Raw genomic sequence first — 18,277 nt, forward strand, 5'->3', positions numbered from 1 at the left:
CCCGTCGAACGGCCCGTTGCCGTCCGAGGGCGATTGGCAGTCTTCTGCTTTATGATCTAAATACCGCAATGGGTTTTCAGGCTATGAGCGCGGAATCAGGCAACGAAGCAGATCATCGGAGCGGCCCGTTCTTTTCTGGCGTCGTCGCCAGGTTGCGCGCCCTTCTGGGAATTGAGCGCCGCGCGCCGCCGGAACCGTCGTTGCCGACGCTGCTCGAACTTGCCAACGAGTCCGACTCGATCCTGGCCTTCGAAGTCCGCGAAGGTTGCATTGCCGAGGTCGACGGCAGGGTCGACGCGCTGCGCCACAAGATCCTCGGCTGGCGCACGAAATACGAGGGCACGCCGGCTGAGGATGAGGCGCTCGATCGCATCTGGGTCAACCTTCTGCGTCTCGGCCTGTTCAACGAATTGCGGTTCCTCGCCAACGACCGTGCCTTGCCTTTCCGGCAGGAGATCGGGACCTTTCTCGAGTACGCCGCCACGCAGTTCGCCGACTGCGAGGCGCGCGGGCGTGCCTATCGCGCCGGGCATCCGACGACCGAGATCTTCACCATGGGGTGCATCGTCTGGGGCGAGGAGTACATCCGCAACTTCCTGCGCTACAACGTGCGTTCGATGCTGTCGGACGGCAATCTTCCGGCCCTCGCACAACAAGGCCAGGTCGTCTTCAGCATCGTCACCGATGAGGCCGGCAAGCAGCGGCTCTCCACCGACCCCATCTTCATCGAGCTGTCGGCGATCGCCGACGTTGAGTTCACGATCATTCCGGATCAACTGATCGAGATCCTGCGCCAGGGCCATCTCGTGCGGAACTTCTACATCCTGTACGGCATGCTGGATCACTGCTCGATCTATTTTGCCGAGGGCGCGGGTTCGCACCTCTTCATGATTCCCGTGGACTGCGTGGTGGCGGAAGGCACGCTTGCCAACATGGCGAACTATCGTCACGAAGGCTACGAGGTGTGCGGCGGCGGCAATCTCGTCGCCGAGACGGAGACGTTTCTGCCCGCGCTCGAAGAGCGCTTCGCCGGCGAGGGGCCGATCCGGATCTCGACCTACGAGCTCGCTTCGCTCGCCTTCGAGCATCGGCATCACTACTTCCAGTCCCAGGTCATCGCCAACGAGAACAAGGATTTCGGCCGTCACCCGCGCGAGCTGTTCTGGCCGGTGGAAGGCGGCGTCGAGATCCATTCGGTCTTCATCCATCCGCTCTTCACCACGGCGTCGGGCCTGGCGAAATATCGGCGCAAGCATTTCGCCAACATCGACTATGGCATGATCCCGCGACTGTTCACACGGCCCGACCTGATCAAGCTCATGGATCCGGGCCGTGCATACGTGAACAATTTTACGGCCGGCCACCGGCGCTACGAGACGACCGGGCGGTCGTTCACCTATGAAGACTTCCTGCGTTGCCACGACTGGACATATCCCGTGCAAAAGGCCTGCTTCATCCAGGCGCAACGTCTGCCGTGCCGGCTCGTCGGATACACTGCCTGCAACGACGTGGTCCAGGATGTGCGCGAGATCAACGCGTTGTTCGGCGTCAACCTCGATCCGGCCAGGGCGGCCGGCGCCTGAATGACAAAAACGGCCGCTGCGCCCGCAAGCACTGCTCTTGTCGACGCCAAGTCGATCGACGGTCTTCAGCGCCAGCAGAAGCTCCTGGACCTTTACCTGTTCGCCGTGGATTGCTGCCTGCGCAGCGGCGCGCAGCGTTGGTGGCGGCGGGCTGCGCGCCTGCCCTTCCCCGATGCCGTCAAGGGCATAGAGGATCTGAAGGAGCTCTGTCTTCAGGAGCTGCTGTACGACGCCGGAGACCTCGCGTCGTGTCGTGCGGTCTATGAGCTCCTGGAAGAAGAGGGGCATCTCGAAGGCGACGATCGTGGGCAATACCTACTCGACCTGCTGCGGTTCATCGAGGCAAAGCTCGGTCGCATGGGTGAAGGCCGCGCGTTCGCCGATCGGCTGCGCTTCGCGGCGACCGGCATCGGCAAACGGGCCGCGGTCCTCAGCGTCGTCATTGCTGACGACCGGTCGTTTTCGAATTTCATGGAATTATGCCTTCCCTCGCTTGCAGGCGAAGAGGGTTTCAAGCGGCTCCTCGGCCAGCGCAAGGTGACGTTTCTTTTCTCCGTCTGCCAGCACAGGGTCGCCGACATCGAGACGCACATGAAGCAGCGCCTGCCCGGCTGTGCGATCGTCTGCCAGTCGATTCCGGACAGGCTTGCTGGCGGGCCTGTGCTGCACGAGGTGGAACGGGATTGGCTGGTTGGGGCGCTGCAATACCTGCATCTGGACGAAGCCCGGCGCCGAGACGCCGATTTCCTGTCCATCAACCCGAATGCGATATACGCCGCCGGCTTCTTCAAGCAGGTGCTTGAACTTGCCCAACGCAGGACCGAGATCCTGTCGGCTGCCGTCTGGGTCAGCAACAGGGGCTACATCGACGAGTCGTTCCAGCGGAACGAGGCGGATCAGTCGAAGTCGATGTCGGCCGGCCTCCTGGCGCACATGGGGATCCTGGTCGGCGCGCCGACAAGCTGCTCGACCTTCATCGAAGGGTTCGTGTCCGACAGGGGGCCGACGGCCCATCTGCGGCTGACCTGGGTCGGCAGGGACCATCTGGCCGTGCACACGACCTGCCACGAGATCGTTTTCCTGGCGCACACCAGCCTGCGGAAGACTTCGCGCCGCTTCTCGATCAGGCCATCGGCCGAAATGGACGCGATCCTGGCCCCGGACGCAGCCCCGCATTTCGTGACTGCCGAAGACGGCATCGTCATCGGCGAACTGGGTCTTCCGCCCGGCAGCATCGACGACGTCGCCGGCGATGCCAAGAAGTTTCCGCCCTTCGCCGCTCTTCTCCCGCGGCCTCGTCAGGCGGCGTTCTTCAGGCAGCCCGTGCGACTCGCGGTGGCCCGTCCAGCGGACGAGCAGGCGGCCGATCCGCCCGAAGCCCTTCACGGTGCTTTCCTGGCGGCGTTGCAGAAGGCCGACGATATCCTCAGGCCGACGGCGGGCCAGGTCCTGTCCGCGCTGAACGCCCTGCATCAGTACGAGATATCGGAATACGGCATGGAAAACATGGCCGGCGCGGTCGTGGAGGGCAGGCGTCTGGTCGATCTCTGCCCCAGCGGCGAGGGCGAACTCGACGTCGCCGAGCGCAAGGTGCTGATCCGAGCGGCGGTGAACGTCGATCACGTCGGCAAGGCGATTGCCATCGCAAAGGACGGCGGCGAGGGCACCGCCTTTGCCCACGACTTCCTCGTCAAGATGATGGAGCTCAAGGCTGCGAATGTCGCGCAGGCGCAGCGGCTACGCGGCAGGTCGTTGTGGAGGCGTTCGTATGCCGTCATCGGCTCGATCGCCTGGGGCGAGGCCTTCGTCGACAAGTTCATGAACTATCACGTTCCGTCGCTGCTCGCCGAAGGCAACATTCGCGCGCTGGCGCGACGCAAGAGGGTGATCCTCTCGATCGTCACGACCGAGCGCGACCGAAAGAGGATTGCCGCGCACCCTGCCTTCGAGCGGTTGCGCAAGTTCGCCGAGGTCGTGTTCACCTGCTTCCCGGAAGAGCTCCTCGAGAGGCGAGTGCGCGACGACTTCAACTTCTACTATTTTTACGGCTTCCTCGACCATCAGACCGTGCTGCTGGCCGCAGCTCTGAAGGCCGAGCTTTACCTGTTGCCGATCGATGTCGTGCTGTCCCGCGACAGCCTTGCCAATATCGGTCGCCTTCTCGATCAGGGCGCCGATTGCTGCGCCGTCGCCGGCATCGAATGCGAACCTGCGGACCTTCGGTCGTGGCTCGACGGCAGGAGCCGGGGCAGGGAGGGCGAGCTGGACCTGCCCGCAGACGAGCTGCTGACGGCCGCGATCGCCATTCCGGATGCCTATCATCGCTCGCTGGTCATGACGCCGGAGAACCGGGCCTTTTGCCGGCACGCGCGCGAGCTGGTCTGGGCGCTGCCCGGCGGCCTTGCCATTCATTCGATCTTCATGCATCCGCTCGCGATCTCGGCCCGGCTGATGTCGCGGCCGTTTCATCCCCACCACGAGAATGTCGACTACGCGCTGTTGCCCCGCCTGTTGCAGAATGACGGTCGGCTGACCGTGTTGCAGAAGGCCGAGATGGTGATCGCCCAGTTCGGCGCTCCGGCAGGGCGGGAGGACTTCCTCGACGGCGGGTTCTCGCTCGAGACCTTCGTCCAGGCGCATGAGGCCGACTACGCTGCCCATCGCCGCAACTTTGCCAGCCGGCAGTTCTTCCCGTCAGGCAAGGTGCCTTATCCGCCATCGGGCGATTGCGATGAGGAGGTCGCACTGGTCCAGGCGGCACTGAAGCGCTATCGGTTCCGCAACGGGATGAGGTGAGGATATGGGGGTTGGATCGTTCGATCTTGAAGTGATCCTGAAGCTTCGTCGCAACGGCATCCTTCCCGGCAAGTTCTCGGTCGCCGAGATCGGCGCTCAGCAGCTCGGCGATGGCGTCCTGCGCGATCCCGGTCTGCTACAGGCCTATGCCGACGCGTTCGGCGTTCCCTACCGCGACTTCGGGCGCGCCCTGCCGCAGACCCGGTCCTCGGAGATCGAGCTGCTGCGCGAGGACGCCCCCTTCACGAAGGATTTCTGGGAGTGGCTCGGCTGCACCTACATGGCGGCCGACGTCGACACGGCGCCTCATACGATCAGGCTCGATCTGAACTTCGACGACGTACCCGACGAGCACAAGGGCAAGTACCAGCTGGTGACGAACTTCGGCACGACCGAGCATGTGGCCAATCAGAACCAGGCAATGAAGATCATGCACGACCTCACGGCGGTCGGCGGCGTGATGGTCCACAACGTGCCGACGCAGGGCTACTCCAACCACGGCATGTTCAACTACAACCCGAAGTTCTTCTGGTTGCTGTCGCGAAGCTGCCGCTATCGCTTTCTCGACATGCGGGTCACGTGGGACGTCGTGAGCACGCCGATTTCGTCCGATATCGCCGACGAAGTGGCAAAGTATGATCCTGTGAATGCCGAGCAGATACGGCAGCAGCGAGCGGTCGACGCGGGCCTCATCGTGGTCCTGCAAAAGATCGAGGACATCCCGTTCGTGCCGCCGATCGACACGTCCTCCGCCGAAATCGTCGCCGACGAGACCGCGCGGGCGCGCTACTGGACTGTCTTTGGCGGCGCGAAACCGCAGGACAAGCCGGTGGAAAAGCTGGAGGACAAACCGCGCAGCTTCGAACGGCTGCTAAGATGGCGCTCTCGGACCTAGTACGCCAAGCGCTCCGCGGAGTGTCCTCCAGGGTGGAGTGCACCCCATGGGACGGAAGGGGTGGGCATCGACTGCCCTCCAGCGCGGTTTGCGCAGTTCCCGCAGTTTGCGACGTGAGAACCATGGATGTGTTCGATGCCCATTTCATCGGAACTTTTGGGGTTTGCGCAGTTCCCGCAGTTTGCGCTACCCCCTCCCAAGCCTGGGCCGCGCCCTGAGAAGCAGGTTGGCCTGCCGGCGCAGCGCTTGCCGGCCGTGATGGTATCGGATCAACGATGCATAGAGCGGGAGCGCGCGGGAAGCGACGCAACGCTCCGATATTATAACTTAAGTTAATCAAAGTCAAGAACTAAGGTCAAGATCGGCAATCTCGTTTTCGCGACTTTTGGGCTCCGTAGAGGGCCCTATCTGGCGGGCTGAACCAGCGAGCACGCCATTCGTTGTGTGGCTGGACCCGGATGCCAGCAGTGCTTTCAAGCTGACACATCATCGTGATCTCGAATGAGCAGTAGGATCCCCGACGGGTCAGAAGTTTATCCGCTCCGCTTCGACGACCAGCGGCAACTTGCGGAGGTGAACGTAGATCTGCGCGATGTACTCGCCCAGGAAGCCGATCATGATCATCTGGATGGCGGCGAAGAAGAAGATGCTGATCAGGATGGGGATGATACCGACGCTGAAATGGTTCCAGAACATCAGCTTCGCCACGACGAGCAGAACCGTCACGACAATGCAGAGAGCCGAGAGCACGAAGCCGCCGATCGTCATGATCCTGAGCGGCACCTTCGAATGCTTGACGATGCCGAGCATCGCTATGTCGTACAGCGTGTAGAGGTTGTTCTTGGAGACGCCGCGCATGCGACGCGGCTGCTCGAAGTTCACGGTCGCCGCCTCGAAGCCGAACTCCCGGATCAGGCCGCGGAAATAGGGGTAGGGATCGTCGACCTTCTGCAGCAGCTGGATGAGTTGCCGATCGTAGAGGCCGGAGCCGGTCGCGTTCGGCACCAGCTCGATCTCCGAGATCTGCGACAGGAACCTGTAGTAGGCCCGGCGCATGGCGAAGGTGAGCTTGGATTCGCGGCTGACCGGCTTGACGGCCATGACCAGCTTGTAGCCCTGTTCCCACTTGGCGACGAACTCGGCGATCATCTCGGGCGGATCCTGCAGATCCGACGCGATCCAGATGCAGGCGTCGCCGCTCGACTGCAGGATGGCGTGATGCGGCGAGCGGATGTGGCCGAAATTCCGCGAGTTGATGATGACCTTGAGGTTGCGGTCCTCGGCCGCCATGGCGCGAAGCTTAGCGACCGTCGAATCGGTCGAGCAGTTGTCGATGACGATATGCTCGTAGCGGTAGGGCAGTCCGGTCATGACCTTGCGGACCCGCGCCACCAGCTCCTCGATGTTCGCTTCCTCGTTGTAGCAGGGCGAGACGATGCTGATCAGCTTGGTCATGGCGCCTCGCGAGCCATCGCGCTCGTCATCCCGGCGAGCAGGGTGCTGTCGTCGAGCCCGTGCTGGGACAACAGGTACTTGTAGTCGCCGCAGAACTCGGAGAACTGGCGCGTGCCGAAGCGTATCACCCGGCAGCCGCCGGTCTCGGCCACGATCTCGGCGACGAGGCCGCCCAGCCCGCCCGCCATGGAATGCTCCTCGACCACGAAGATGCCGCCGAACGCGCGCCCGATGCTTTCCACCTGCGCACGGTTGATGGGATGGAGGACCGGTGCGCTCCAGACCGGCGCGCCGCCCAGGGCTGCTGAAAGGCGACACGCCGCGACGACCATCGAACCGGTAGCGATGATCGCCCAGTCTCCCTTGCCCGGCCTGGCCTGCAGCAGGTCGCCGACCGGCGCGTCGGGAATCGCGGCATGGACATCGCCGCCGTCGGCCTTGCCGAAACGCAGATATCCGGCGCCCTTGCTCTGCAGCAGGTGCTTCCAGCAGTACTGCAGCTCGAAGCGATCGGCCGGCGAGACGATGCCGATATTGGGAACCGCACGCAGCGCCGCGACATCCTCGGTGCACTGGTGGCTGGTGCCGAGCTGGGCATAGACCACGCCGGCGCCGTCGCCGACGAAGACCACCGGCAGCTCCTCATAGCAAACGTCGATCTTGATCTGCTCCAGCACCCGCATTGGCACGAAAGCCGCAAGCCCGTAGACGACGGGCCGGAACCCGGCCTTGGCCAGGCCGGCAGCGACCCCGACCATGTTCTGCTCGGCAACGCCGCAGTTGATGTACTGGCCGGGGCAGTTCTTGCGGAACTCGTCGAACAGCGCGTAGCCGTGGTCGCCGGTCAGCAGCAGGACCCGCTCGTCATGCTGCGCGGCTTGCGTGAGGATGCGCGAGAAGGTCGCTCTCACCGGCCTTCGACCTCCGCCAGCGCGGCGTCGAAGGTCTCTTTCGTCAGCCGCGTGTAGTGCCAGACGTTGTTGTTCTCCATGAAGCTGACGCCGCGTCCCTTGACCGTCGCGGCGACGATCGCCTTGGGCCGGCCGTTGCGCCTGGCCATCAGGTCGTCGAGGGCGGCGTCGAGCGCCTTCTCGTCGTGCCCGTCGACGCTCAGCACGTCGTAGTCGAATGCCGCGAACTTGGCGTGGAGGCTGCCGAGCGAGATCACTTCCTGGGTCGGCCCCATCGCCTGGAAGCGGTTCTCGTCGACGATCACCACGAGGTTGTCGAGACGGAACTGGCCGGCGAACAAAAGCGCCTCCCACATCGCGCCCTCGTTCATCTCGCCGTCGCCGACGACGCAGAAGACGCGTTGTCCCGACCTCAGCCGCTGCGCTCCGAGGGCCAGGCCCGTCGCCACCGGCAGGCCGTGGCCGAGCGAGCCGGAAGTGACCTCGAGGCCGGGCACGTGCGCGTCCGACAGGCCCTTCATACGGGTGCCGTTGGAGAAGTATCTGTCGAGATCGGCGTCGGTCAGCCAGCCCAGCTCATGCAGGCAGGCATACTGCGCCATCACGCCGTGGCCCTTGCTGAGCACCAGATAGTCGCGTCCGGCCGCCCTCGGCGTGCGGTCGCCAAGGTTGAGATGGCTGCGATAGAGCACCGCCACGATCTCGATGATCGACAGGGCGCATCCGACATGGACAGTGGAACCGGCGAAAGCCATGCGCAGGACGCTGGCCCGAAGGCGCGCCGCATCGAAGGCGTTCGCTCGCGAACGCAGGCGGCTCTCAGGCAAGAATGCGCCTCCCGGCCGCGGCCAGTTCATACGAGGTGATCATCCGTCGCAGGCCGTCTTCTAGCAGAACTGTCGGCGCCACACCAAGCACCTGCCGGGCGCGCGCGACCGACGGCACGTAGCGCTGAGCCGCACGGGCGGGCGGCGCGGCGTGCGCGATGCGGACCCGCAGTGCAGGGCGGGCAAGTCCCGCGATCAAGGTCGCGAGCTCGGCCATGCTCACGACCTCCTCGCCGCCGACGTTGCACACCAGGCCCGGCGGCCCGCGCAGCAGGGCAGCCCACAGCCAGATCGCCATGTCCGCGGCATAGAGATACGTGCGCAACGCCGTGCCGTCGCCGGCAACGCCGATCGGCCGGCCGGCCATCAGGTCGGCAACGAAGTTCGACACCGCAAAATCGCCGTCGAGCGGCAAATAGGGCCCCACGAGCGTGAAGGGCCGCACGACCCTGAGACGGATGCCATGCGCCGCTGCATGGGCATGGCTCAGCCACTCGGCTTCGCGCTTGCCCTGGCCATAGGCCGTCCTTGGCTCTGTCAGCGACGGCGCGCCAGCGAAATCCTCGTCGAGCCTTTCGACGTCGTCCGGCTGGCGGCCATAGGCAGCGCCGGAGCTCACGAGCAGCATGTCGGCGATGCCGCGCCCGGCGGCGAACTCCAGGACGCGGCGTGTGCCGGCGACGATGACGTCGTGCACGTAAAGCGGCGCGGCGTTGACCGCGAGGTCGCCGGCCGCGTGGATGACGTGCGAGAACGCGCCGTCGGGAAAGGCGAAGCTCCGGACGTCGCCCTGCACCACGGTCACTGCCGGGGCCGCGGCGATCCAGTGCAGCCTGGCGCGAAAGCCGACGCTGTCGCGGGTCAGCACGGTGACCCGCAGGCCCAGCCGATGGCGCTCGTCGGCGGCAAGCAGAGTCTCGACCAGCCATTTGCCGACGAAGCCGCTGCCGCCCGTGATGAACAGCCGCGCGCCGCGCAGGTCCTTCCAGAGCTCCGATGTATGATTCAGAACGTGATCGAAGTCGGTCCGGCTGATCGCGGAGCCTGGGTTCACGCCGCCGCTCCGGCGAAGAAATCCTCGATGCTGCGCGCCACGTACTCGAGCATCTCCTGGGTGAGGCCCGGATAGATGCCCACCCAGAACGTCTCGTTCATGATGACGTCGGTGTTGGCGAGGTCGCCGACGACGCGATAGTTGCGGCCGATCATGTAGGGCTGCCGGGTGAGGTTGCCGCCGAACAGCAGGCGCGTGCCGATGCGCCGCCCGTCGAGAAACGGCAGGAGCTCGGCGCGGGTGCGCCGCAGGCCGGCCCTGAGGGTGATAGGGAAGCCGAACCAGGAGGGATCGGAGCCGGGCGTGGCCTCGGGCAGGATCAGCCACTCCTCGCAGCGCTTCAGGCGCTGATGCAGCCACGCGAAGTTGGCTCGCCGAGCGGCGACGAAGCCGTCGAGCCGGTCGAGCTGCGCCAGGCCGCAGGCCGCCTGCATGTCGGTGATCTTCAGGTTATAGCCGAGATGCGAGTACATGTACTTGTGGTCATAGCCCACGGGCAGCGTGCCGAGCTGCCAGCCGTATCGCTTCTTGCAGGTGTTCTCGCAGCCCGGGGCGCAATAGCAGTCGCGCCCCCAGTCGCGGAACGATTCGGCCACCAGCTTGAGCGTGGAGTTCGCGGTGAACACGGCGCCGCCTTCACCCATGGTGATGTGATGCGCCGGGTAGAAGCTCAGCGTCCCGATGTCGCCGAACGTGCCGACCCTCTTGCCTCGATAGGTCGAGCCGAGCGCGTCGCAGCAATCCTCGACGACGAAGAGGTCATGCTTGCGCGCAAGCGCCATCACCGTGTCGAGATCGAACGGATTGCCCAGCGTATGCGCCAGCATGATCGCCCGCGTACGGGGCGAGATCGCGGCCTCGAGCCGGGCGGGGTCGACGTTGTAGGTCGGAATGTCGACGTCGACGAATACCGGCACGGCGCCGAACTGGAGGATCGGGTTGACGGTCGTCGGGAAGCCCGCGGCGACGCCGATGACCTCGTCGCCGGGCCGGAGCGCGCGATCGCCGAGCCGCGGCGTGGTCAGCGACGAGAAGGCCACTAGGTTGGCCGACGAGCCCGAGTTCGTGGTTAGCACATATTTGCGCTGGAGGTACTCGGCGAGCCGGCTTTCGAACGCCTCGTTGAACCGTCCTGTGGTCAACCAGCAGTCGAGCGCCGCGTCGGTGATCATGCGCATCTCCGGCGCGCCGACGACCTTGCCGGAAGCCGGGATCGGCGTCTGGCCGGGAACGAAGGGGCGCACCTTCGACGCCTGCTCGCCGTAGCGGGTCACGAGCGTCAGGATTTCATCGCGCAGCGCGTCGAGAGAGGACATGGTTGGGACGATCAGGGAGAGGGTATGGGGCTGCCAGCCTGAGCACGTTTCTGCGGGCCCAGTCTACCATTTTTGCGCAGGCGTGGATGCCGGCTGTGGCGGTTCCTTGCGGAACACGAACTTACGCATCACCACGAAGCCGGCGCCGGCCAGGAAGGGAAGCAGCAGGGCCTGCGACACGAGAGGGCCGAGACCGAGCGTCTCGAGGAGCTTCAGCAGCGCATAGTTGGCCAGGCTGATGAAGACATAGAAGGCCAGGAACCGCGGCAGCAAGACGAGGGAGGTGCGCCCGAAGACGAGCCCGCCGTAGCTCATGAAGTTGAACAGCAGGCCAAGCCCGGTCGCTCCGGCGACGGCCAGCCACAGCGGCGCTCCAAGCAACACGAAGCCCGCGTAGCAGGCATAGCCGAACACCGTGTTGAGGCCGCCCACCGCCAGGAAGCGCAGGAACAGCCATCCGCTGCCATTGAGGTCGCGCCATCGCGACAGCTGGGAACGAAGGCCGCTGCCCGTCACTCGCCGCTTTCGAGATAGGCTGAAATCTGCGCCCTGGTCACGGCATCGACCGGCTCGCCGCGCGACCATGCCGAGTACCAGTCGGCCGTGAGCGCAATCGTCTGCTCGAAATCCAGGCGGGGACGCCAACCGAGAAGCATCCGGATCCTGCTGTTGTCCAGCGTCAGAAGCTTGGCTTCGGCCGGGGCATTTGGATCCGATACCACGTCGATCCGGCCGCGTCCCAGAGCCTTGACCAGGGCTTCGGCGACGACGCCGACGGGGCGATTCTCGGCCGCATCGGGACCGATATTCCAGGCATCGTCGACACCTTCGGGCGCCGTGCAGAGACGCTCGGCGATCATCAGATAGGCGCCGAGGGGGTCGAGCACATGTTGCCACGGCCGTACCGCGCCGGGATTGCGCAGGCGAACAGTTGCCCCGGGGCCGAGACAGCCGCGCACGATATCGGGCACCAACCGATCCGCCGCCCAGTCGCCGCCGCCGATCACGTTGCCCGCGCGGACGGTGGCGATGCGGGCAGCATGGCCGGCCGCGTGAAAGAAGCTCCGTCGCATCGAGGTCGTAACGATTTCCGCGCAAGCCTTGCTTGCGCTGTAAGGATCATGTCCACCCAGGACATCGGTCTCGCGATAGCCCCAGGACCAGTTCACATTCTCGTAGACCTTGTCGCTGGTCACGACGACCACAGCCTTCGCGTCCGGGCTTTCCCGCACGACGTCCAACAAGGTGGCGACGCCAAGTACGTTGGCGGCAAAGGTCTCGATTGGTGCCGCATAAGAGCGCCGCACGATCGCCTGGGCGGCCATATGGATGACGATTTCAGGTCGCACCGCCTTGGCCAGGGCGTGAAGCGCGGCGCGGTCGTTGATGTCGGCGTGCACGAAACGCCCGAGCTTCGGCAAGCCGAGGATGTCGTGCAGGTTCGGCGTCGTGGCGGGCGGCAGGGCAAGACCAGATACCTCGGCGCCGAGCTCGGCCAACCAGAAGGCGAGCCACGCTCCCTTGAAGCCGGTTTGGCCCGTGATGAGGACCCGGCGTCCCGCCCAGAATTCTTTTGTCACCAGCACTTCCATGGCGCATGGCCCGATGCCCAGATCTGCTCCAGGTAGACATGGTCACGCTGGGTGTCCATCGGTTGAAAAAATCCTTCATGCCGGAAGGCGCACAGCTGGTTGTCGCTGGCCAGGCGTTGCAAGGGAGTCTGCTCCCATACCGTATCGTCGCCTTCGAGGTACTCGCCGACCTTGGGCGACAGGACGAAAAAGCCGCCGTTCACGAAGCCGCCTTCCCCCTCCGGCTTCTCGCGAAAGCCGACGACGCTGTCGCCCACGATGTCGAGCGCGCCGAAGCGCCGGGGCGGATAGACGGCCGTAACCGTCGCCAGCTTGCCGTGGGCGCGGTGGAAAGCGATCGATTGGCCGATGTCCACGTTCGACACGCCGTCGCCGTAGGTCAGGCAAAACGCATCGCCTTGCACGTACTTCAGGACGCGGGCCACGCGGCCACCCGTCATCGTCGCCAGTCCGGTATCGATCAACGTCACCCGCCAATTCTCGGCCTCGTGACGATGCGTCGTAATGGAGCGTGCGCCGAGATCGAAGGTGACGTCGGAAAGTTGCAACGCGTAGCTCGCGAAGAACTCCTTGATCATGTGTCCTTTGTATCCGAGGCAAACCACGAAATCCGTGATGCCATGCGCGGCATAGATTTTCATGATGTGCCAGATGATCGGGCGCCCTCCGATTTCCACGAGGGGCTTGGGGCGGAAGGTCGTCTCCTCGCTTAGCCTCGTTCCTGCACCACCTGCCAGGATCACTGCCTGCATAAGTTCCCCTTGGAGCCGCACGGTATTGCCGTCGCAGCCATGAGCGCTGATGTCCAGGCAGAATGCAGCAAAGCGTGGCCTCTGGGCAAATCAGGCGTGACGCGGCACAAGCGGCCTGACTCTCGACCACGCCTCACTGAGGAGGAACGTCGCGAAGTACAGAACAATGGCTATCCAGATCAGGAATTGCTCACCAACCACGTGGCGCAGGGGATAGGTCCACACGACCGGGATCAAGCTCATTACCCCTGTGACGATCAGGGCCGTGCTCAACGTCTTGCGGACGTCGTCGGGAATGGCGAGCAGGCGCCACGCAGATGCGCCAAGGGCGAGAAGCGCCACTTGGCAGAGCATCGTACCCAGGCTCCAGCGATAGCCTTCAAAGGCCCACAGGAGTTCCTGGAAGAACATCTTCGGCTTGTACCAAAGGTAGACTTCGAGCGCGAACCTCGGGTTGTGCAGGACGAAGCGAAGGAACCTGTCCCGGATGAGCTGCTCATGCAGCCGTATCCGCGGGGCGGGAAAGCCGCCGATGACGTTGTTGTTCAGATACGCCTCGGTGATCCCATATCGCTCATCCCCCTCGGCGACTGCGCCCATCCAGGCCATGTTGTCGGTCAAGGCGTCGGGGATGGGCTTGCCCTTGTGCTTGTCGCCGCGCTCCTTCCATTCCGGATGCACCCCCAGGCCCATGTAAGCGTTGTGCCAGACCATGTGGTAGGGGATGTAGATGTCGAGGTTGTAGATCGGATGCAGGGTGACGGTCTTGTAGGCCAGAGAGCAAACAAGGCCGCCGATCACCAGGAAGCTCGGCCACGAGAAGGCGAACGTGGCGAGCCGCTTGAGCCTCGTTTCAACGTACGACCTGCCGAGGCGGAAATAGGCGTTCACGCCGGCGATCGCGACGAGCGACAGGATCATCCAGAACGAACTCGACCGTGCAAACATCAGCAGCGTCAGAAGCGCTGCCTGAAGCACGGTCACGACGACGCGCGTCCATGACGGCCTGCGATAGACCAGGAAGGTGAAGAGAAGATGCAGGTATGGCACCAGGCACAGCGAGCCGAGGAAGCGCTGATTATGGATGGTGCGAAGGTTCACGTTGGTGAAGAGCTGCGAGTCCAGCAGCGTTAGCAGGGCCACGACCGCGATCGACAGAACGAGAAGGGGTAGCGCATCGGCGTGATAGCAGAGCAGGAACAGCGCAACCGAAATGCCGAAGACGAGGAAATAGAAATAGAAGAAGGCACTGACCTGAAAACCGAAGAGGTCGAAGCTCAGGCTGAGGTAGTCGACGAAACCGGGATCGTTGGCGTCGGGGGCGAAGAGCTTTTGGTTGCCGAACGTAGCCTCCGGCAGATCCTTGAGGGCGAGGGCGTCTTTGATGGCTTTCTCGATGAGTTCCGGACGCTCGCCATTCTCCGGGTATGTCAGGCCGAACTTGTCGATCAGGTTCTGTCGGCCGGTCACTCCGCCGTCCAACAGCGTCTGCAGGACCTCACTGCGCCCGACGTAGCCCCGGGTCCCGTGGTATCTCTGCGATATGTCGACCGCGATGGTCTGCGCCAGCATTTCAATGGCATCGGGCGCCACGCGATGCATCTTCTGGCGCAAACCTTCGTCGTAAGCGAGCAGCCCCGCACCGATCGTCAACGCAGCGAAGCACAGGTTCAGCCATCGGAGCTTGAGCGGTGTCGGTTGAACCTCATCCCGCAGCTCGGCGTTCATGCCGATCACGCGGCGCGTTGCATCGATCAGGGTGCGACAGAGCCCTGCAGCTCTTCCCCAAATTGTCCCTGACACCCGCCAACTCCGTCAGAATCGTCGTCTGGAGCACTCTCCAAAAGAGCGCAAAAGACGTTTGTTTGTTGATTGGCATTGTACCCGCTGATCAGCGGCCGCACCAATCGAAAGCTCTGCGGACCGGCGCTGCCGGCTGGCCGCGAGCCGCCAAGCCATGCCGGCGGAAATCGCGTTTTGCCGCCGGACGGGCGATGCTATAGGAAGGTCCGTCAATTTTCTGGGCAAGATGATGGTCGAAGACCTGCAGAGGGCGTCCGTCGGACACAACGAGCGTCCGTTTGATGTTGCTGACTTCTATCGCGCCAACGGCTTCTTCCTGTTCCGGCAGGCACTCGACCGCCGCCTGGTCGAAGACGTTGCAAGGATCGAGCAGGAAATCGTGCGCCCTTACGGCGGGCCGCTGCTGCGGCACAATGGGAAGATCGCGACCCACGATCATGCCATGGGGCCGCCGTGGGACGTTGCCCGTCGGCAGTCCGGGCTGCTCAATCCTCACCGGCTAGGCGAGGGGCCGCTCAAGGCCTTCAGCGAGGCGACGACGCGTCTGCTGACGTCGCAATCGCTGTTCAACTGCCTGCACAAGCTCGACGGCAACGACCGCTATACGCTTCATCAATCGATCTTCTTCTTCGTTTCGGCGCGTACCGATACGCACCAGGATCGCGTGACGCTGGATACTGTGCCGGCCGGCGGCTCGTTCACCGTATGGATCCCGGTTGACCGGGTGCGGCCGGCCAACGGCCCCTTGTTCGTCGTGCCGCGCAAGCTCGGCGTCTATGACGAAGCGCTCGAGGGTATCGGTGCCGGCGGGGAGAGCCGCGGCGCCATGAGTGGCGCCTACAACGACGCCGTCGCCGATAGCGTGGGATCGTCAGAGATCGAAGCCGTGATGCCGTTTCTGCAGCCGGGCGACGTGATGATCTTCGGGCCGTCGACGCCGCATGGCTCGTTCGCGGCCCTCGACAAGAACCTGTGGCGCCGGTCCTTCCAGGCGATCTACCGTCCAACCGCGATCACGCGCTGGGGCGCCTATCCCACCCACGATGAGCCGCACGATGTGGCGACGGAAGAGGTGGAGATGAACGAGAGCTTCAACTTCCTGCGCGGTTAGGAAGCGGCGAGGGCAGGGACGCGAGCGCAAGCGTCGGCGCGCCGGGATCGGCCTGCCAGCACAGCTCGATCTCGAAAGTGCTCTTGGGATCGATCGCGTTCGCTGACGCCTGAAACTTCATCGGCTGCGCCAGCTGATGCGCCAAGCTGCGTGCGTCGCCGTCTAGCTTGACCGGGATGACGCCGACCCGCTTGGCTTCCTGCGGCGGGCCATCGCCGAACAGGCGCAGGATCGCCTGATAGTGCAAGTGGCCGCTGGTGACCTGCGGCAGCGCCTCCAGCGCCAAGCCCTCGACCAGCGATGCGGCGATCGGCGCCTGGCCCCAGGAGCGTGGGATGGCGCCGATCGACCAGTGGCTGGGCGCCTGCAGGACGGCGAAACCCGTGCCGGACTGCGACGCCCGCCCGCCGGCAAACGGCGTGTTCTCGTCGTAGGAGGCGATGGCGGTGCCGAGCTCACGCCAGGCCGGATTGGCGGCGAGGAAGGTCTTGGCGGCCTGGAAGGGGCCGGTCTGCACCGAATCGTTCATGACCACGATGCCGCCCGGGCGCAGCAGGCGCGACGCCATCTGCAGGTCGAAGAGGGCGAGCTCATAGTCGTGGTCGCCGTCGACCAGGACGAAGTCGAGCGCCACCCGCCGATGGTGGAGCTTCAGGAAGAAGTCCATGGAGTTCAGCGGATGGAACTCGACGAGGCGGCGCAACTCGCCCGGCCAGCGCGCGAAGATCTCGGGGCAGCGGTCGGCGCCGAACGGATCGGTCGTATGCAGGAAGCCTTCGCCGTTCTCCCACAGCGCGCGCGTGATCACCTCGGCGCCGCCGCCGTTGTAGGTGCCGACCTCCGCCGCCACCGCCGGCCGCTGCATGCGTACCAGCGCGAACAGCAGGGCGCGCGATCTGCCGCCCATGAGGGAGGTCGGCGGATAGTCACGGAAATAGGCGTCGAGCTCGTCGGCGATCGGACTGGCCATCACCTCGGTAAGAGACGCCGGCGTGAGCGGCAGGCCTTCCAGGGCGTTGCCGATCCTGGGCTCGAGCGGCCGGATGTTGGGATCCACCGGCGGGGTTTCGACGGGCTCGGCTGGAGGCTGCTGGACCGGCTGCGCTTCGACCGCCGCGGAAGCTGGCGAGGCCGCAGGCGTCGATCCTCCGAACAGCGACTGCAGAAGTCGCCTCATCGCACGACCGAGCGCAGTGCTCCCATCAACGTCTGGCCGATCGGCGCGCGCCGCCGGGCCGCCGGTGCGCTGGCGGGCTGCATGGCAAGCATCGCCGTATTGGCCAGGAAAGCGTGCGCGCCGATGCCCAGGGAGCACTTGGTCTCGACGATCACCGGAACGCCGTTGCGCCGGCTGACCCTGAGGGATGGATCGTAGTACTTGGCGAGATGGTCTTCCTTGGCCCACAGGCGGATTTCCAGGCTGTAGCGCTCGGAGCGCGTGCCGTAGCCCGTGGTGAAGTGCGGCGAGTAGCGCGAATGGATGGTGAGATCGCCGGCGTGATAGTGCGGCACCCACACCTTGTCGAGATTGGACATGAGATAGTCGACGCCGACGTCGTTGGAGGAGTCGGCGGGCAGGGCGTGGCCGGGGCTCGGCACGATGAAGCCGAGTCCTGAGTGCTTCTTGGGCGCCACCTCGCCGAGCGGGATCCAGATCGACAGCGGCACCTCGGGATTGACGGCCGTCACGTCCTGGTGAACGCCGAGCAGCAAATCCTCGTCGATGCGATGGCGCGCCAGGCAGAGGCCGAACATCACGACGATATCCGTCGAATCGCAGATTCGCTCGATGACCGGCCAAGCCCACGACTTGATCAGCTCGGACAGCACCATGGCGGTGGGGGACTGGTCCATGTCGCGGACCACCCACGGCGGATGCCAACTGCCGGAGTCTTCCTCGCCCTTGTCCCAGTTCGGGCTGGGGCCGTCATCGACCGCCATCGCACTGTCGTCGAAATTCCTGCGCGGCTTGCCGAGCGTGCCGACGAAGCGGCCGAAAGCGCGGCGGCACTCGTCCAGCGTATCCGTCGGGATGACGCCACGCAGCATGACCACGCCTTCTTCCCTGAACCGCGTCGCGCTCTCCGCGGCGCTGTCCTGGCGCGTAAAGGCGAGCTTGTGCCGATCGGCCAGGATTTCAGGATGCTGCTCGACCAACTGGCGGAAGGTCTGGTTCCCCATC

15 protein-coding genes are annotated in these 18,277 nt (G+C 64.6%); 4 read left to right on the forward strand and 11 right to left on the reverse strand.

Annotated elements, in window-relative coordinates; genetic code table 11:
* Positions 1–83: 83 nt before the first annotated feature.
* From RSO01_RS05835 to RSO01_RS05845, 3 genes are read left to right on the forward strand one after another with little or no spacing between them, the layout of a single operon-like run.
* Positions 84–1,583: a hypothetical protein gene (locus RSO01_RS05835; protein WP_147147118.1), complete on the forward strand. Its 1,500-nt coding sequence runs from the start codon at positions 84–86 to the stop codon at positions 1,581–1,583.
* Complete coding sequence (locus RSO01_RS05840) at positions 1,584–4,379, forward strand: hypothetical protein (protein ID WP_147147120.1); 2,796 nt, start codon at positions 1,584–1,586, stop codon at positions 4,377–4,379.
* 4 nt (positions 4,380–4,383) lie between these two features.
* Positions 4,384–5,274, forward strand: a complete 891-nt coding sequence (locus RSO01_RS05845) for a methyltransferase domain-containing protein (protein WP_147147122.1) — start codon at positions 4,384–4,386, stop codon at positions 5,272–5,274.
* 525 nt (positions 5,275–5,799) lie between these two features.
* Here the strand turns inward: RSO01_RS05845 and RSO01_RS05850 are convergent.
* The 9 genes from RSO01_RS05850 to RSO01_RS05890 all read right to left on the reverse strand — a co-directional run bounded on the left by RSO01_RS05850 (position 5,800) and on the right by RSO01_RS05890 (position 14,909).
* A complete protein-coding gene (locus tag RSO01_RS05850; RefSeq protein WP_147147125.1) occupies positions 5,800–6,729 on the reverse strand; it encodes a glycosyltransferase family 2 protein in 930 nt (309 codons plus the stop codon).
* Positions 6,726–7,640 carry a transketolase family protein gene (locus tag RSO01_RS05855; RefSeq protein ID WP_147147127.1) on the reverse strand — a complete coding sequence of 305 codons (915 nt, stop codon included), beginning with the start codon at positions 7,638–7,640 and terminating at the stop codon, positions 6,726–6,728. Before RSO01_RS05855 ends, RSO01_RS05850 begins: the two co-directional genes overlap by 4 nt.
* Positions 7,637–8,395 (reverse strand): transketolase, encoded by a 759-nt coding sequence (locus RSO01_RS05860; RefSeq protein ID WP_218037255.1) that lies wholly within the window; start codon positions 8,393–8,395, stop codon positions 7,637–7,639. The genes RSO01_RS05855 and RSO01_RS05860 overlap by 4 nt, the downstream gene beginning before the upstream one ends.
* Positions 8,396–8,459: 64 nt before the next feature.
* Entirely contained in the window at positions 8,460–9,521 is a 1,062-nt protein-coding gene (locus tag RSO01_RS05865) for an NAD-dependent epimerase/dehydratase family protein (protein WP_170302864.1), read from the reverse strand.
* Positions 9,518–10,837 (reverse strand): lipopolysaccharide biosynthesis protein RfbH, encoded by a 1,320-nt coding sequence (gene rfbH, locus RSO01_RS05870; RefSeq protein WP_147147132.1) that lies wholly within the window; start codon positions 10,835–10,837, stop codon positions 9,518–9,520. The genes RSO01_RS05865 and rfbH overlap by 4 nt, the downstream gene beginning before the upstream one ends.
* A 63-nt stretch (positions 10,838–10,900) precedes the next feature.
* Complete coding sequence (locus tag RSO01_RS05875) at positions 10,901–11,353, reverse strand: GtrA family protein (protein WP_170302865.1); 453 nt, start codon at positions 11,351–11,353, stop codon at positions 10,901–10,903.
* A complete protein-coding gene (gene rfbG, locus RSO01_RS05880; RefSeq protein ID WP_147147137.1) occupies positions 11,350–12,429 on the reverse strand; it encodes a CDP-glucose 4,6-dehydratase in 1,080 nt (359 codons plus the stop codon). Before rfbG ends, RSO01_RS05875 begins: the two co-directional genes overlap by 4 nt.
* A complete protein-coding gene (gene rfbF, locus RSO01_RS05885) occupies positions 12,414–13,181 on the reverse strand; it encodes a glucose-1-phosphate cytidylyltransferase (protein WP_147147139.1) in 768 nt (255 codons plus the stop codon). The genes rfbG and rfbF overlap by 16 nt, the downstream gene beginning before the upstream one ends.
* 90 nt (positions 13,182–13,271) lie before the next feature.
* Complete coding sequence (locus RSO01_RS05890) at positions 13,272–14,909, reverse strand: hypothetical protein (RefSeq protein ID WP_147147140.1); 1,638 nt, start codon at positions 14,907–14,909, stop codon at positions 13,272–13,274.
* A 301-nt stretch (positions 14,910–15,210) separates the two neighbouring features.
* Here RSO01_RS05890 and RSO01_RS05895 point away from each other — a divergent pair, with 301 nt between their 5' ends.
* Complete coding sequence (locus tag RSO01_RS05895; protein WP_170302866.1) at positions 15,211–16,095, forward strand: phytanoyl-CoA dioxygenase family protein; 885 nt, start codon at positions 15,211–15,213, stop codon at positions 16,093–16,095.
* On the opposite strand, the gene RSO01_RS05900 is transcribed toward RSO01_RS05895, so the two are convergent.
* Together RSO01_RS05900 and RSO01_RS05905 are read right to left on the reverse strand one after the other, a co-directional pair.
* A complete protein-coding gene (locus tag RSO01_RS05900; protein ID WP_147147144.1) occupies positions 16,076–17,272 on the reverse strand; it encodes a class I SAM-dependent methyltransferase in 1,197 nt (398 codons plus the stop codon). The two genes, RSO01_RS05895 and RSO01_RS05900, sit on opposite strands and share 20 nt — an antisense overlap.
* On the reverse strand, positions 17,269–18,276 hold the full coding sequence (locus RSO01_RS05905; RefSeq protein WP_147147146.1) for a hypothetical protein: 1,008 nt from the start codon (positions 18,274–18,276) through the stop codon (positions 17,269–17,271). Before RSO01_RS05905 ends, RSO01_RS05900 begins: the two co-directional genes overlap by 4 nt.
* Position 18,277: the final 1 nt, after the last annotated feature.

The organism is Reyranella soli (assembly GCF_007992495.1).
GTDB classification, from domain to species: domain Bacteria; phylum Pseudomonadota; class Alphaproteobacteria; order Reyranellales; family Reyranellaceae; genus Reyranella; species Reyranella soli.

Coding starts and splice junctions, on each gene's coding strand:
- RSO01_RS05850 (WP_147147125.1), bottom strand. CDS start 6,729: ATGACCAAGCTGATCAGCATCGTCTCGCCCTGCTACAACGAGGAAGCG.
- RSO01_RS05835 (WP_147147118.1), top strand. CDS start 84: ATGAGCGCGGAATCAGGCAACGAAGCAGATCATCGGAGCGGCCCGTTC.
- rfbH (WP_147147132.1), bottom strand. CDS start 10,837: ATGTCCTCTCTCGACGCGCTGCGCGATGAAATCCTGACGCTCGTGACC.
- RSO01_RS05860 (WP_218037255.1), bottom strand. CDS start 8,395: ATGGCTTTCGCCGGTTCCACTGTCCATGTCGGATGCGCCCTGTCGATC.
- rfbF (WP_147147139.1), bottom strand. CDS start 13,181: ATGCAGGCAGTGATCCTGGCAGGTGGTGCAGGAACGAGGCTAAGCGAG.
- RSO01_RS05845 (WP_147147122.1), top strand. CDS start 4,384: ATGGGGGTTGGATCGTTCGATCTTGAAGTGATCCTGAAGCTTCGTCGC.
- RSO01_RS05900 (WP_147147144.1), bottom strand. CDS start 17,272: ATGAGGCGACTTCTGCAGTCGCTGTTCGGAGGATCGACGCCTGCGGCC.
- RSO01_RS05890 (WP_147147140.1), bottom strand. CDS start 14,909: ATGAACGCCGAGCTGCGGGATGAGGTTCAACCGACACCGCTCAAGCTC.
- rfbG (WP_147147137.1), bottom strand. CDS start 12,429: ATGGAAGTGCTGGTGACAAAAGAATTCTGGGCGGGACGCCGGGTCCTC.
- RSO01_RS05895 (WP_170302866.1), top strand. CDS start 15,211: ATGATGGTCGAAGACCTGCAGAGGGCGTCCGTCGGACACAACGAGCGT.
- RSO01_RS05905 (WP_147147146.1), bottom strand. CDS start 18,276: ATGGGGAACCAGACCTTCCGCCAGTTGGTCGAGCAGCATCCTGAAATC.
- RSO01_RS05840 (WP_147147120.1), top strand. CDS start 1,584: ATGACAAAAACGGCCGCTGCGCCCGCAAGCACTGCTCTTGTCGACGCC.